The sequence below is a fragment of the Enterococcus sp. E5-37 genome (genome assembly GCF_035726925.1).
GTDB lineage: Bacteria > Bacillota > Bacilli > Lactobacillales > Enterococcaceae > Enterococcus_B > Enterococcus_B faecium.
Window position 1 is genome coordinate 26,782 of sequence record NZ_JAPMLG010000003.1, and the last position, 13,710, is coordinate 40,491.

Annotated in this window: 15 protein-coding genes; 5 read left to right on the plus strand and 10 right to left on the minus strand. The window is 40.4% G+C overall.

Features of this window, described 5'->3' with window-relative positions:
• Positions 1–65 precede the first annotated feature (65 nt).
• Positions 66–698, plus strand: a complete 633-nt coding sequence (locus tag OS138_RS03000; protein WP_010776651.1) for a pentapeptide repeat-containing protein — start codon at positions 66–68, stop codon at positions 696–698.
• A 1-nt stretch (position 699) separates the two neighbouring features.
• On the opposite strand, the gene OS138_RS03005 is transcribed toward OS138_RS03000, so the two are convergent.
• Positions 700–1,605: a magnesium transporter CorA family protein gene (locus OS138_RS03005; RefSeq protein ID WP_002294163.1), complete on the minus strand. Its 906-nt coding sequence runs from the start codon at positions 1,603–1,605 to the stop codon at positions 700–702.
• 84 nt (positions 1,606–1,689) lie between these two features.
• On the minus strand, positions 1,690–2,349 hold the full coding sequence (locus OS138_RS03010) for a deoxynucleoside kinase (RefSeq protein ID WP_002294164.1): 660 nt from the start codon (positions 2,347–2,349) through the stop codon (positions 1,690–1,692).
• A gap of 315 nt (positions 2,350–2,664) precedes the next feature.
• Between OS138_RS03010 and mvk the strand changes: the two genes are divergently transcribed.
• Genes mvk through fni form a run of 4 tightly spaced genes read left to right on the plus strand, consistent with a single transcriptional unit; the run spans position 2,665 to position 6,738 of the window.
• On the plus strand, positions 2,665–3,609 hold the full coding sequence (gene mvk / locus OS138_RS03015) for a mevalonate kinase (RefSeq protein WP_325069692.1): 945 nt from the start codon (positions 2,665–2,667) through the stop codon (positions 3,607–3,609).
• Complete coding sequence (mvaD, locus tag OS138_RS03020) at positions 3,602–4,579, plus strand: diphosphomevalonate decarboxylase (RefSeq protein WP_325069693.1); 978 nt, start codon at positions 3,602–3,604, stop codon at positions 4,577–4,579. Before mvk ends, mvaD begins: the two co-directional genes overlap by 8 nt.
• A 12-nt stretch (positions 4,580–4,591) precedes the next feature.
• A complete protein-coding gene (locus OS138_RS03025) occupies positions 4,592–5,677 on the plus strand; it encodes a phosphomevalonate kinase (RefSeq protein WP_002288233.1) in 1,086 nt (361 codons plus the stop codon).
• Positions 5,674–6,738, plus strand: a complete 1,065-nt coding sequence (gene fni, locus OS138_RS03030) for a type 2 isopentenyl-diphosphate Delta-isomerase (RefSeq protein ID WP_325069694.1) — start codon at positions 5,674–5,676, stop codon at positions 6,736–6,738. Before OS138_RS03025 ends, fni begins: the two co-directional genes overlap by 4 nt.
• A gap of 248 nt (positions 6,739–6,986) precedes the next feature.
• Here the strand turns inward: fni and OS138_RS03035 are convergent, their stop codons facing one another.
• The 8 genes from OS138_RS03035 to rhaD form a co-directional block, all read right to left on the minus strand.
• Positions 6,987–7,790: a gluconate 5-dehydrogenase gene (locus OS138_RS03035; RefSeq protein ID WP_002294167.1), complete on the minus strand. Its 804-nt coding sequence runs from the start codon at positions 7,788–7,790 to the stop codon at positions 6,987–6,989.
• Between the two features lie 19 nt (positions 7,791–7,809).
• Positions 7,810–8,652 (minus strand): 5-dehydro-4-deoxy-D-glucuronate isomerase, encoded by an 843-nt coding sequence (gene kduI, locus OS138_RS03040; protein ID WP_325069695.1) that lies wholly within the window; start codon positions 8,650–8,652, stop codon positions 7,810–7,812.
• A 15-nt stretch (positions 8,653–8,667) separates the two neighbouring features.
• On the minus strand, positions 8,668–9,675 hold the full coding sequence (locus tag OS138_RS03045) for a sugar kinase (RefSeq protein ID WP_325069696.1): 1,008 nt from the start codon (positions 9,673–9,675) through the stop codon (positions 8,668–8,670).
• 6 nt (positions 9,676–9,681) lie between these two features.
• Positions 9,682–10,326 carry a bifunctional 4-hydroxy-2-oxoglutarate aldolase/2-dehydro-3-deoxy-phosphogluconate aldolase gene (locus OS138_RS03050; protein WP_002288242.1) on the minus strand — a complete coding sequence of 215 codons (645 nt, stop codon included), beginning with the start codon at positions 10,324–10,326 and terminating at the stop codon, positions 9,682–9,684.
• 99 nt (positions 10,327–10,425) lie between these two features.
• The gene (locus OS138_RS03055; protein WP_002294170.1) at positions 10,426–11,184 is read right to left on the minus strand and encodes an IclR family transcriptional regulator; all 759 of its coding nucleotides are present in this window, start codon (positions 11,182–11,184) and stop codon (positions 10,426–10,428) included.
• Between the two features lie 90 nt (positions 11,185–11,274).
• Entirely contained in the window at positions 11,275–12,462 is a 1,188-nt protein-coding gene (gene fucO / locus OS138_RS03060; protein ID WP_325069697.1) for a lactaldehyde reductase, read from the minus strand.
• Between the two features lie 81 nt (positions 12,463–12,543).
• A complete protein-coding gene (gene rhaM / locus OS138_RS03065; RefSeq protein ID WP_278014094.1) occupies positions 12,544–12,855 on the minus strand; it encodes an L-rhamnose mutarotase in 312 nt (103 codons plus the stop codon).
• A gap of 1 nt (position 12,856) precedes the next feature.
• Positions 12,857–13,702, minus strand: a complete 846-nt coding sequence (rhaD, locus tag OS138_RS03070) for a rhamnulose-1-phosphate aldolase (protein WP_002288248.1) — start codon at positions 13,700–13,702, stop codon at positions 12,857–12,859.
• Positions 13,703–13,710: the final 8 nt, after the last annotated feature.

Sequence of the window (13,710 nt, forward strand, 5' to 3'; positions counted from 1 at the left end):
TAGCAGACTTTCTAGCAGTGATTCCCGCTTCTTTGCTATACTAAAGAAAAACGAGGTGAACCCACATGAAAAAAATCGAACCTATTCCACCTTCTCTTCCTCTTCTTACAAAGGGAGAGTTTTATTTAGAAGATGAGGAGATCTTCTCTGGTCTTCTGATCAACGGAGGTGACCAAAGCTATCTCGATGCCAAAAATATGGTATTAAGAGAGAGTCATATCCAAAAACTTACGATGCAAAAAACAGGTTTACGTCATTTTGAATGCAGTAATGTCATTTTTGAAAAATGTGATTTTTCCAATCTGGAGTGGATTGGTGGCAGTTTCCACCAAGTCGTGTTTCATCAATGTAAATTAACAGGTACGAATTTTGCCGAAAGTTATCTTCGAGACTGTACTTTCACTGATTGTATTGCTTCGATGGCTTCCTTTAGTAGTACAAACTTGAAAGCTGTCTCCTTCGATCATTGTCAATTAGAAGACAGCGAATTTTATGAGGTCACTTGGAAAAACCTTTTTTTGTCTGACAATCAGTTAACCGGTTCGAACTGGTTTCGAACTTCTCTGAAGGGATTAGACTTTACGACTAATTTCTTCACAACAATCGCTTTATCTCAAGATTCTTTGGCGGGACTAATCGTCAATCAAGAGCAAGCACTTGTGATCGCCCAAGCCCTTGGTTTGCAGATCAAAGACTAGATCAACGAATCCGCCGCCACAGTGCAATAAGCATCCAAATAGATAAGACCAAACTGATGATCAAGGCGATTCCCCATCCGAAAACGGAATGGGTAAAGGGTAACTGGAGATTCATTCCGAAGAATCCTGTCACAATAGTTGGAACGGTCAAGATCAGCGACCAGACCGTCAAAAATTTCATCGTGTCATTCAAGTTGTTATTCAGCAAATTATTATAAGTGCCAGAGAGCTGGTCTAAAATCTGCGAAGCTAAGTTCGTCATTTCAACTGCTTGTCGTGCTTCGATCAGTGCATCGTCCAACTCTTCTTTTTCCTTTTCTGACAACTTGCGATAAATAGCCAGTGCCTTGATTTGTTCTAAAAGTACTACATTTTGTTTTGTTCCTGTAACTAAGTAAACCAAACCGATCTCTAAATCTGAAAGTTGCAGCAGATTCTTGTTCGTTGTTTTTTCTCTTAATTTCAGATTAAGCCGCTGACGTTCACTATTCACTTCCTCGATTAAAGGAAAAAAGGAATCAGAAATCAAAAACAATGTACGAAACAATAAACTGTATACACTCATGTCTGGCATCCGTTCCAAAAGCGATCGAATTAGTCGAATCACGTACTCGGTATTCGGCGTGGTAAATGTAAACAAACCGTCTTCTTTTAAAATAAAAGCGATAGGACTAGTTTCATAATGATTATCGACTTTTTGCTGGTGCGGAACATTTGATACAAGCAGTAACGCTTCATCAAAAGAATCGTACTCTACGCGCGCCCGTTCATTTTTATCTAGAGAATAAGTCAGCATCTCGTCACTAATGCCATATTCTTCTTTTAAATTTTTAACAGCTAGCACATCGTTTTGCTGTACATTGATCCAAAAATTACGGTCTTGATTAAAATAGTGTTTTTCCCGCATACTCTATCCTCCTGACATTTGTTTCCAGTATAAAGAAAATAGTCGCTCAAATAAAGGTTTACCCTTTATTTGAGCAACTGTAAATCAAATGGCTACTTTGGTTTGGCGAATCTCTGCTAATTTTTCTTCGATCATTTTCAAGACTTCTTCTTTTGCTTGAGGATCTTCCACAAAATTATAGCGGTCTCCATCGATTTGGATTTTTGGACTTTCTTTGTATTCTTCATACCATTGATCGTAACGTCTGTTCAATTCTTTGTAATAATCGTATAGACTTGGATCAAAGGACAATTGTTCATACGAACGACCACGTTTTTCGATACGCTCCAACATCGTATCAAAAGATACACGAATATGAACTAATAAATCCGGATGTTTTTTATGGGCAGCATAGGGAAGTTCTTCCATCATGTTTTCCAGCAGTTCATCATACACACGAACTTCTGTTTCTGTTGCTCTTCCTAGATCTGCATTTAGATGGAAAAGCAGTGAATCTTCATAAATCGAACGGTCCAATACATTATTGTCATCTTTCATTGCTTGTTTGATGCTTGCAAAACGTTTATTCAAAAAATAAATTTGCAGCAAAAAAGCATATTGTTCAGGGTTTGCATAAAATAAGGGCAAGACTTCATTATCATCAATCGATTCATAAAATGCCTGACTATCAAAGTGTTCAGCCATCATTTCTGTTAAACTTGATTTTCCGGCACCAATTGTACCTGCTAAAACGATCACGCTCATTTACCTCCAGCTCACTTCATCACTAAATATTGTGTTTAACTCCAACCTTTTTAAATATACCCCCAATATCTAGTAGTGTCAATTGTATTTTTTTCTAGTCAAAGAAGAAAAAAAGTCAAAAAATTCTTAAGAAAAAAGTGTTTTTTCTTTAGAAAACGTATTCTTAGTTTTACTTCTGAGATGGTTTTAGTAAAATAAAGGAGGAATGTTTTTTGAGACCCTTAGTGGACAAAAAAATTCGTGAAGCAGCGCAACTCGTTTTGGGCGCTTTATTTTTTGCTTAAAAATCACTTTTACGTGAGAAGGAGTTAGATTATGGCAAACTATGGCCAAGGAGAATCAAGCGGAAAGATCATATTGATGGGCGAGCACGCGGTTGTTTATGGAGAACCAGCGATTGCCTTTCCTTTCTATGCAACAAAAGTCACCGCATTCCTTGAAGAGCTGGATGCAATGGACGATCAACTGGTTTCTTCCTACTATTCAGGAAATTTAGCCGAAGCTCCTCATGCATTAAAAAATATCAAAAAATTATTCATTCACTTAAAAAAACAGCATGACATCCAAAAAAACTTGCAACTGACCATTGAAAGCACGATTCCTGCTGAACGTGGAATGGGATCAAGTGCTGCAGTCGCCACAGCAGTCACTCGTGCTTTTTATGATTACTTAGCATTTCCTTTGTCTCGTGAAATACTATTAGAAAATGTCCAGCTTTCGGAAAAAATCGCCCACGGTAATCCTAGTGGAATCGATGCAGCCGCTACTAGCAGCTTGCAGCCGATTTATTTTACAAAAGGGCATCCTTTCGACTACTTTTCTTTGAACATCGATGCTTTTTTGATTGTCGCTGATACAGGAATCAAAGGACAAACAAGAGAAGCCGTCAAAGATGTCGCTCACCTCTTTGAAACCCAGCCTCATGAAACTGGACAAATGATCCAAAAATTAGGATACTTGACGAAGCAAGCAAAACAAGCAATCATTGAAAATTCACCAGAAATGTTGGCACAGACAATGGATGAATCACAATCACTTCTGGAAAAGCTGACAATCAGCAATGATTTTCTTGATCTATTGATCCAAACAGCAAAAGATACCGGGGCATTGGGTGCCAAATTAACTGGCGGTGGACGCGGTGGCTGTATGATTGCATTAGCACAAACAAAAACAAAAGCCCAAGAAATCAGTCAAGCACTTGAAGATGCGGGTGCTGCTGAAACTTGGATACAAGGATTAGGAGTACATACCTATGTTTAAAGGCAAAGCACGCGCATATACCAACATTGCTCTAATCAAATATTGGGGTAAGAAAAATGAAGAACTCATCCTTCCAATGAACAACAGCCTTTCGTTAACATTGGATGCATTTTATACAGAGACAGAAGTCATCTTTTCTGATAGCTATATGGTAGATGAATTTTATCTAGATGGCACCTTGCAAGACGAAAAAGCAACAAAAAAAGTCAGTCAGTTTCTTGACCTTTTTCGTAAAGAAGCCGGCCTCTCACTAAAAGCTTCAGTAATCAGTCAGAATTTCGTTCCTACCGCAGCTGGATTAGCCTCCTCTGCCAGCGGGCTAGCTGCTTTAGCAGGAGCTTGCAATACTGCTCTTAAGCTTGGATTAGACGATCTCTCTCTTTCAAGATTTGCTCGACGCGGGTCTGGTTCAGCTTGCCGAAGTATTTTCGGTGGTTTCGTCGAATGGGAAAAAGGCCATGACGACTTAAGTTCTTACGCTAAGCCAGTCCCTTCCGATGCTTTCGAAGACGATTTAGCAATGGTTTTCGTTTTGATCAACGACCAGAAAAAAGAAGTGTCCAGCAGAAATGGGATGCGTCGGACAGTCGAAACATCCAGTTTTTATCAAGGCTGGTTAGATTCCGTTGAAGGGGATCTATATCAATTGAAACAAGCAATCAAAACAAAAGATTTCCAACTTCTCGGAGAAACGATGGAAAGAAACGGACTAAAAATGCATGGAACGACTTTAGCTGCCCAGCCTCCATTCACTTACTGGTCTCCTGACAGCTTAAAAGCGATGGATGCAGTGCGGCAATTGAGAAAAAAAGGCATTCCATGCTACTTTACGATGGATGCTGGCCCTAATGTCAAAGTTTTAGTGGAAAACACCTATTTATCTGAGGTACAAGAAGCTTTTACCAAATTATTTAGCAAAGAACAAGTAATTACTGCCCATGCTGGTCCAGGAATTGCGATTATTGAATAAAGGGAGATTTTTATGATTGAAGTATCTGCACCAGGCAAACTCTATATTGCCGGAGAATATGCAGTTGTTGAAACAGGCCATCCAGCAGTTATCGCTGCAGTCGATCAATTCGTAACAGTCACTGTAGAATCCGCACGAAAAGTCGGAAGTATCCAATCTGCACAATATAGTGGGATGCCTGTACGTTGGACAAGACGCAACGGAGAATTAGTTTTAGATATTCGGGAAAATCCTTTTCATTATATCCTTGCTGCTATTCGTTTGACTGAAAAGTATGCACAAGAAAAAAACATTCTTTTATCCTTTTATGATCTGAAAGTAACAAGTGAGTTAGACAGTTCAAATGGCCGGAAATATGGATTGGGTTCTAGCGGTGCCGTGACCGTTGCAACGGTCAAAGCCTTGAATGTTTTTTACGCGTTGAATTTATCTCAGTTGGAGATTTTCAAGATTGCAGCACTAGCCAATTTAGCAGTTCAAGATAATGGTTCCTGCGGCGACATCGCTGCTAGCTGTTATGGTGGCTGGATCGCTTTCTCAACCTTCGACCATCCTTGGCTCCAAGAACAAGAAACTCAGCATTCTATCAGTGAGTTACTTGCCCTGGATTGGCCAGGTCTATCCATTGAGCCATTGATTGCTCCTGAAGATTTACGTTTATTGATTGGTTGGACGGGTAGCCCTGCCTCTACTTCTGATTTGGTCGATCAAGTTCACCGTTCGAGAGAAGACAAAATGGTGGCTTATCAGCTTTTCTTAAAAAACAGTACAGAATGTGTCAACGAAATGATCAAAGGGTTTAAAGAAAATAATGTAACGTTGATCCAACAGATGATTCGAAAAAACCGACAATTACTGCATGATTTATCTGCAATCACTGGGGTCGTCATCGAAACGCCTGCTTTGAACAAATTGTGTAATTTAGCTGAACAGTATGAAGGAGCCGCAAAATCTTCTGGTGCAGGTGGTGGCGATTGCGGAATCGTAATTGTTGACCAGAAATCTGGCATCCTTCCTTTAATGAGTGCATGGGAAAAAGCAGAAATCACTCCACTGCCGTTACATGTCTATAGCGATCAAAGAAAGGAAAACCGATGAATCGAAAAGACGAACATGTTTCACTAGCTAAAGCCTTTCATGATAAACAAAAAAACGAATTTGACTTCGTACGGATCATCCATAACCCTTTGCCGCAAATAGCAGTTTCTGATGTCGATCTAAGTACACAGGCAGTTGGGTTTACACTAAGCAGCCCATTTTATATCAATGCGATGACTGGCGGAAGCGAAAAAACAAAAAAAATCAACCAAGATCTTGCAATCGTCGCAAGAGAAGCAGATTTGATGATTGCCACTGGTTCAGTCAGCGCTGCCTTGAAAGACCCTTCTTTAGCCGATACTTATACGATTATGCGACAAGAATATCCTCACGGGAAAATCATTGCCAACATCGGTGCAGGGACTTCTGTCGAAAGAGCCAAAGAAGCTATCCGATTGTTTCACGCAGATGCCTTACAGATTCATTTGAATGCACCTCAAGAGTTGGTTATGCCTGAGGGAGACCGTGATTTTACCAATTGGAAAGTACTTATTCAAGAGACTCAAACAGCCATTGACGTCCCCCTCATCGTAAAAGAAGTCGGTTTTGGCATGACAAGAGAAACGCTCAATGATCTAGCTGCTTTAGGAGTTCATACAGTTGATATCAGCGGTCGAAGCGGAACAAGCTTCACCCAGATCGAAAACGCCCGTCGCTCCAAGCGGGAACTGAGTTATTTAGCTGACTGGGGGCAATCGACAGTCTCTTCATTGCTTGAAGCAAATGAAGCAGACACTTCTATGGAAATCCTAGCCTCCGGAGGTATCCGCAATGCCTATGACATATTTAAAGCCCTTTGTCTCGGCGCAAATGCAGTGGGTACTTCAGGAACCGTACTGACGCATCTGATGAATCACGGCGTAGAAGAAACTATTATACTGATGAAGCAATGGCAAGAAGAGCTTCGTCTGCTTTATACTATGGTCGGCGCAACGAATACCGCGGCCCTACACCAACAATCTCTGATCTTTTCCGGACCAGTGAAGGATTGGTGCGAAGCAAGAGGGATCGACTTAGTGAAGTATGGAAGACGCACAGAAAAGAGCGTGGGACAAAAGTAAAGAATACTTTTGTCTCACGCTCTAAACACGTATAAACGGCGGAAGCAAAAGCAACTCCTTCGGAAATAAGCTGAAATTCACAAAAATTTAAAAAGCAATTTTCGTGAATTCCTTCTTATTTCTTGGAGTTAAACGCTTCTGTCCCAGCCTCTTTTTTCGAATAAATGATGTTTAATCAGCTATCCTTCGGTATTCGTTCAATCCGCTGATTTCACAACCTCTCCACTAAACGGTGTACTAAAGTTCTTTTAAGGTTGTTTCCCGATATAGGCAAGTATGCCTCCGTCCACATACAAGACATGGCCGTTAACGAAATCAGATGCGCTAGAAGCCAAGAAGACAGATGGTCCAGCCAAATCGATTGGCTCGCCCCAGCGTGCTGCTGGCGTACGTCCAACGATAAATTGATCGAATGGATGACGTTCACCGTTTTCTTGTGTTTCGCGTAATGGAGCAGTTTGCGGTGTAGCAATATAACCTGGTCCAATTCCATTACATTGGATATTGTATTGACCGTATTCAGAAGCGATGTTTTTCGTCAGCATTTTTAATCCGCCTTTTGCCGCAGCATAAGCACTGACCGTTTCGCGTCCTAATTCACTCATCATGGAGCAGATATTGATGATTTTACCGCCGCCTTTTTCGATCATATCCGGAATAACTGCTTTTGAAACGATGAATGGGGCATTTAAATCCACGTCGATTACTTGGCGGAAGTCTGCCGCATCCATTTCGATCATCGGTGTCCGTTTGATGATCCCTGCATTGTTGACTAGAATATCAACTGAACCTACATCTTCTTTGATCTGTTGAACCATCGCTTGAACCGCTTCTTCATCGGTCACATCGCAGACATAACCTTTTGCATCGATGCCTGCTTCTTTATAATGCGCTATACCTTCATCAACTGATTCTTGATTCAAGTTATTAAATACGATTTTTGCTCCTGCTGTAGCTAAAGAGCGTGCAATCTCAAATCCAATACCATAGACAGCACCGGTGACTAATGCTACTTTTCCATCTAAACGAAACATATCCATACTAAATTCCATCATTTTCTCTCCTTTATGCTTATTTTAATTGATCCATTTGCACCATATCCATGTCTGTATAAGTGATATTTTCTCCGCACATTGCCCAGATGAATGAGTAATTGCTTGTACCTACACCTGAATGGATCGACCAGCTTGGTGAAATAACAGCTTGTTCATTGTCTACAACTAAATGTTTTGTTTCATCTGGTTTGCCCATCATGTGGAACACACGTGTATCTTCATTGGCATAATCAAAGTAGACATAAGCTTCCATACGACGTTCATGTGTATGACAAGGCATCGTATTCCAAGCACTTCCTGGTTCTAAAATCGTATAACCCATTTGTAATTGACAGCTTTCGCATACATTTGGATGGATGTATTGATAGATTTTACGTTCATTCAGTGTCAGGTCTTCACCAGTTTCCATTGGTTTTACTTGGTCGATACTGATTTTTACATTTGGATATTTATGATGAGCTGGAACAGAACTAATATAGAATTTAGCTGGGTTTTCAGCATCTTGAGAAGAAAATACAACATGTCGTGTTTCTTTTCCGATATAGTATCCGTCTTGTTTTTTCATTTCTTCTTTTTGCCCATCGATCTCGATAAATCCTGGTCCACCGATATTGATCACACCTAGTTCACGACGCTCTAAGAAGTAATCAACACCTAGTTCTTTGTCTAATGTGATTTCTAATTCTTTTTCAGTAGGTGTCACTCCACCAAAGATCATTCGATCGTTGTGCGTATAAGTCAAACTGATTTTCCCTGGTTCAAATACCTTTTCTACTAAAAATTCTTTTCTCAATTGTTCCGTTGAATAATGACGGATATCTTCTGGACTGTGTGTATAACGTGTTTCCATTTCTTGCATTTTCTTCTACTCCTTCTATCGAATGATTTTTCCAGAGCCGCATGCTAAAAATTGTGCGACTTCTTCTTGACTAAATTGGTTGCAGTCCCCATGGATCGTATGCTTCAAGGCAGAAGCTGCCGTAGCAAAATCAATGATTTCTTGCGGAGACATATTGGATAAAATCCCATGGAGCACGCCACCTGCAAAAGCATCTCCGCCACCTACTCGATCCACGATTGGGGTAATTCTATGGACTTGGGATTCCACATATTCATGGTTCATCCACAATGTCCCCTTCAATTCATTTTCACTTGCTGAATGAACGGTACGCTTGGTCGAATAAAACACCTGAATATTCGGGAACTTTTCCTGCATTTTTTGATAATAATAAATTAGAGGTTGTTCTTCTGCTTCTGGCGCTTTCTCGATACCTAACAAATAAAGAGCATCCATTTTTCCAGCTGAGCAGATATCTACTAAAGGTAAAAGCTGATGGATTACTTCGCTGGCTTCTTGCTGTGTCCATAATTTTCCACGATAGTTGATATCGAAGCTGATCAGGCAGCCAGCTTTTTTTGCAGCTTCTATCACTTGTTTCGTCATTTTTTGCCATTTTTTAGACAAAGCTGGGGTGATTCCTGAAACGTGAAATATATCTATTCCTTGGAATAACTCCTCTAGCGACCATTCCAAATGATCCATTTCAGCAAAGCTTGATCCGGCACGATCATAGATCACTGAGGCGGCGCGTTCGCCACTACCAGTTTCCATATAATAAGTACCTAGTCTTGGCCCGCCAGATAATACCTGTTTCGTATCTACTCCATAGCATTGCAAGTGCTTTTTGACTGCTTTTCCCAATGCGTTATCAGGTACTTTTGTAGCAAAAATCGCTCCATGTCCGTAATTAGCTAAAGAAATTGCTACGTTTGCTTCCCCTCCGCCATAATGGGCAGCGAATCGTTCACTTGAATCGATACGGGTTCCCTGTTCTGTGGACAATCGCAACATGATTTCTCCGAGTGTCACTACTTTTCCCATAAGCAGCTACCTCTTGATTTCTTTCATTTTTGCTGCATACTGTTGCGCGACTTCCGTTACTTTGTCGAAATCTCCTGTAGCTGCGGGTGCTAAAAGGTTCCCACCTACTCCGACTGTTACGACACCAGCATCGAACCACTCTTTCATATTGTCCAGACTCACACCGCCAGTTGGCATGATATTGACTTGAGGCATCGGCGCCTTGAAGGCAGAAATGATACTTGGTCCATAAGCGCTTCCAGGAAATAGTTTGACGATATCTACTCCGCTTTTCAGCGCTGTTTTGATCTCGGTAATAGTCATACATCCTGGTAAGTAAGGAATTTGATACAGATTACACATCTCTGCCGTTTCTTGATCAAAGGAAGGGCTAACAATATACTCTGCGCCAGCTAAGATAGCCAAGCGAGCTGTGACAGCGTCTAATACTGTGCCTGCGCCAATCACTATTTCTGGTTGGTCTTTGTAGAATGACAAAAGTTCTTTGATTACTTGATCTGCTTGAGGGACTGTAAAAGTCAACTCAATACCAGTTAGACCACCTTTGATGATTGCGTGGCAAGCATTCAAAGCTTCTTCTTTGCTTTTTCCGCGTACCACCGCAATCACTCCGGCGTTTTTCAATCGAGATAAAATATCAATTTTTTTCATCTTCTCCACCTATTTCCTATTTAGAAATTCTATTTTATAACTTGGAAATCTATACCCATATTATACGGCAGAAAAGAAAAATTGCAAACGCTTTTTTAATTATTTTTGAATTCTTTGCTCGATTTCGCTTTTTGTTTGCTTGAGGGCACTGATTATTTGTTCTTTTGTCTCATCTGTTAAACGATATTTCGGCATACTTACACTAAATGCACCAATGATTTGTTCGTTTTTCACGATTGAGGCTCCTATACAAAAAATATCACGTTCGATTTCTTCATCGTCAAATGCGATGTGGGTTTCTTTTACCGTTTGGATTTCCTTTTTCAACCGTAATGCATTGGTGATCGTATATTCTGTGTAAGGGATCAACGGATGCTTTTCAAGATAATCAGTGTACTGCTCTTCACTGAATTCTGCTAATACGGCTTTGCCCATCGCAGAATTGTATAATGGTCGGGTGATTCCGATTTTTGAAGACATGCGGATCGTTTGATGTTTTGGATCTAGTTTGTTCACGTACAAGATCTCATTGTTGTCCAATACCCCTAAGTGGATAGTCTCATCGATCTTTTGCTGCAGCTGTTCTAAAAACGGTAAAGTCAACTCTACCAAATCGATTTGTTCAATGTTTTTATTCGCGTAGCGAATAAGCTTTGCACCTAAACGATAGTTTTTCTCTGAATTTTTATTTACGTAGCCGATCATCAGCAAAGTATCTAGTATTTTCAAGACTGTAGAAGAGGTCATTCCCACACCCTTTGCGATCGTCTGCAAAGAGACGTCTTGGTTTTCCGCTAAATAGTCTAGTATTTTAGAGGCTTTGATCAATACAGTTCCATAAGGCTTTTTATTTTCCATATAATATTCTCCTATTTCTTTATAAGAAAAATTATAGCGGAAATACCATCAATTTAAAAGAGATATCCAGATATAAACTACCATTTCTCTTTACAGGCAATTTAATGTTGAAGATCCGCTTCGTTTTGACATCAAACTTTGATATAAAGCAATGATTTCTTCTACTGTCGTTTCTCTTGGATTTCCTGGTGTGCATACATCTCGCAAAGCATCTTCTGCAATTTCTGGGATATCTGCTTCTTTTACACCTAACTCAGAAATGGTTTCTGGGATTCCAACCGCTTTGCTCAACCGATCGATCTCACCACAAGCCGCTTCTCTTACATCTTCTAAAGACATTTCAGCTGCTCCTTTAATCCCTAGCACAAGAGCGATCTCACGGTACTTTTCTCCAGTATATTCTTTGTTATATTTCATGACAGTTGGCAAAAGTGCTGCACACGCTACGCCATGAGGAATGTTGTACCATGCACTTAACGGGTGAGCCATCCCGTGTACCAGTCCTAAACCGACATTTGAGAAGCCCATTCCCGCAATATACTGTCCTAATGCCATTTTTTCTCGCCCATTTTGATCGCCATCTACAGAAGCTTCCAAAGAATGACCGATGATTTCGATTGCTTTTAAATGCAGCATATCAGTCATTTCCCAAGCGCCTTTTGTGATAAACCCTTCAATAGCATGCGTCATAGCATCCATACCTGTTGATGCAGCCAATTTTTTCGGCATTCCCATCATCATATCGCTGTCGATGAACGCGACGATTGGGATATCATGAGGATCAACACAAACAAATTTTCGGTGATTTACTTCATCTGTGATGACGTAGTTGATCGTTACTTCTGCTGCTGTTCCAGAAGTCGTTGGTATAGCTAATATAGGTAAACATGGATTTTTCGTATCAGCAACACCTTCTAAACTAATGACGTCTGAAAACTCTGGATTCGTCAAAATAATCCCAATGGCTTTTGCCGTATCGATTGGCGAACCTCCACCGATTGCGATCAAACAGTCTGCCTCTGCCTCTTTAACAAAAGCCACTCCATCTTTTACATTTTGGATCGTTGGATTAGGTACGATCCCGTCGTATAAAGCATAATCGATTGCTGCTTTATCTAGAAGTTCTGTTACTTTTGTTGCTATACCGTGCTCGATCAATCCTTTGTCAGTAATGACAGCTGCTTTGCTGAATCCTCGCTGCTGAAATTCAGGGACGATCGACTCAATCGCTCCTTTTCCAAAATACGATGTTTCATTTAAAATCATTCGATTACTCATTTTCTATTCCTCCTGATTTGTATTATTTTTCACAATAAAAACGAAAGAACCTCAAGCAACCGGTTGCCCAGTTGCTTGTTACTACAGTTCAAAGACTGGCATCAATTCCCAACTGACTGGAGAGGCATCTGGATTTGTCTCCATGATATTTTCCATGTACTTCCACCATTTTTGATTGATAGATGTATTTGCCATTTTTTCCCATAACTTTTCATCTTCGATCACTAAGTAACCAAATAACAAACTTGTACTCGGATCAAGATAGATCGAATAGTCGATGACCCCGTGTTCACGAAGTGCTGTACGCATCTCTGGCCAAAGTTCATCATGTCTTTTTTTGTATTCTTCTTGTTTTTCTGGGTAAACTTTCATGCAAAAAGCTTTTTTCACCATGTCAGACACCTGCTTTCGTATGAACTTCCTCCAAATAACCTGCTTTTGGAGTGACACCAAACGCATCTGCTAAATGCCACAGGTTTTCGTCCGTGATTGTTTGCAAGATTGGTCCTTGCGCTTTGACGTACGTATAGACTTCTGCTGCTTTTTCTGCTGTCTCGATCAAACCAAAGACTTCATCCATGTCTTTTCCTGACCCGTAGATTCCATGTTGTGGCCATAAAACCAATCGAGTTTCTTTCATTTTTTCAGCTGTTGCTTCCCCAATCTCATTTGTTCCCGGAACCATCCACGGAATGATGGAAATTCCTTCTGGAAAAACAACTAAGCATTCCGTACACATTTGCCATAGCGTACGACTAAAGGAACGTTCGTCTAATTCATGCGTAAAACTCATCGCTAATAGATGACTAGCATGGCAATGCATAACGATCCGATTATCTGGGTCTACTTCTAAACGGGCGATATGACTCATGAAATGACTTGGCAACTCGCTTGTAGGAAGGCATTCGTTTTCCAGCCCCCACAAAAGTTCCAGTGTTTTGCCATCTTCAGCAACTCGAACGATTCCAAGATTCTCGGCAGGTTCGCTCGCTACATTTTTAAAATATCTTCCTGAACCAGTTACAATAAAATAGCATCCTGCTAAACGGCTGGCATCAAAAATCATCGAGATGCGGCGGATCACTTTTTCAGGATCCAAGAACGGTGTGATCTCTTCTTCTTTTAGTAAATAAGAAATATTCCCGCCATTTCTTTCATCCCATCCCAAGCGATAAAGATTCGACGTCGTTTCGATCATTTCTTTTACATAAGGCGCTTGTAAAATATCTATTTTTTTCAATATAGCCA

Excerpts from the sequence above, each read along its gene's own strand:
- OS138_RS03000 (WP_010776651.1), top strand. The coding sequence starts at position 66 with ATGAAAAAAATCGAACCTATTCCACCTTCTCTTCCTCTTCTTACAAAG.
- OS138_RS03005 (WP_002294163.1), bottom strand. The coding sequence starts at position 1,605 with ATGCGGGAAAAACACTATTTTAATCAAGACCGTAATTTTTGGATCAAT.
- OS138_RS03010 (WP_002294164.1), bottom strand. The coding sequence starts at position 2,349 with ATGAGCGTGATCGTTTTAGCAGGTACAATTGGTGCCGGAAAATCAAGT.
- mvk (WP_325069692.1), top strand. The coding sequence starts at position 2,665 with ATGGCAAACTATGGCCAAGGAGAATCAAGCGGAAAGATCATATTGATG.
- mvaD (WP_325069693.1), top strand. The coding sequence starts at position 3,602 with ATGTTTAAAGGCAAAGCACGCGCATATACCAACATTGCTCTAATCAAA.
- OS138_RS03025 (WP_002288233.1), top strand. The coding sequence starts at position 4,592 with ATGATTGAAGTATCTGCACCAGGCAAACTCTATATTGCCGGAGAATAT.
- fni (WP_325069694.1), top strand. The coding sequence starts at position 5,674 with ATGAATCGAAAAGACGAACATGTTTCACTAGCTAAAGCCTTTCATGAT.
- OS138_RS03035 (WP_002294167.1), bottom strand. The coding sequence starts at position 7,790 with ATGGAATTTAGTATGGATATGTTTCGTTTAGATGGAAAAGTAGCATTA.
- kduI (WP_325069695.1), bottom strand. The coding sequence starts at position 8,652 with ATGCAAGAAATGGAAACACGTTATACACACAGTCCAGAAGATATCCGT.
- OS138_RS03045 (WP_325069696.1), bottom strand. The coding sequence starts at position 9,675 with ATGGGAAAAGTAGTGACACTCGGAGAAATCATGTTGCGATTGTCCACA.
- OS138_RS03050 (WP_002288242.1), bottom strand. The coding sequence starts at position 10,326 with ATGAAAAAAATTGATATTTTATCTCGATTGAAAAACGCCGGAGTGATT.
- OS138_RS03055 (WP_002294170.1), bottom strand. The coding sequence starts at position 11,184 with ATGGAAAATAAAAAGCCTTATGGAACTGTATTGATCAAAGCCTCTAAA.
- fucO (WP_325069697.1), bottom strand. The coding sequence starts at position 12,462 with ATGAGTAATCGAATGATTTTAAATGAAACATCGTATTTTGGAAAAGGA.
- rhaM (WP_278014094.1), bottom strand. The coding sequence starts at position 12,855 with ATGGTGAAAAAAGCTTTTTGCATGAAAGTTTACCCAGAAAAACAAGAA.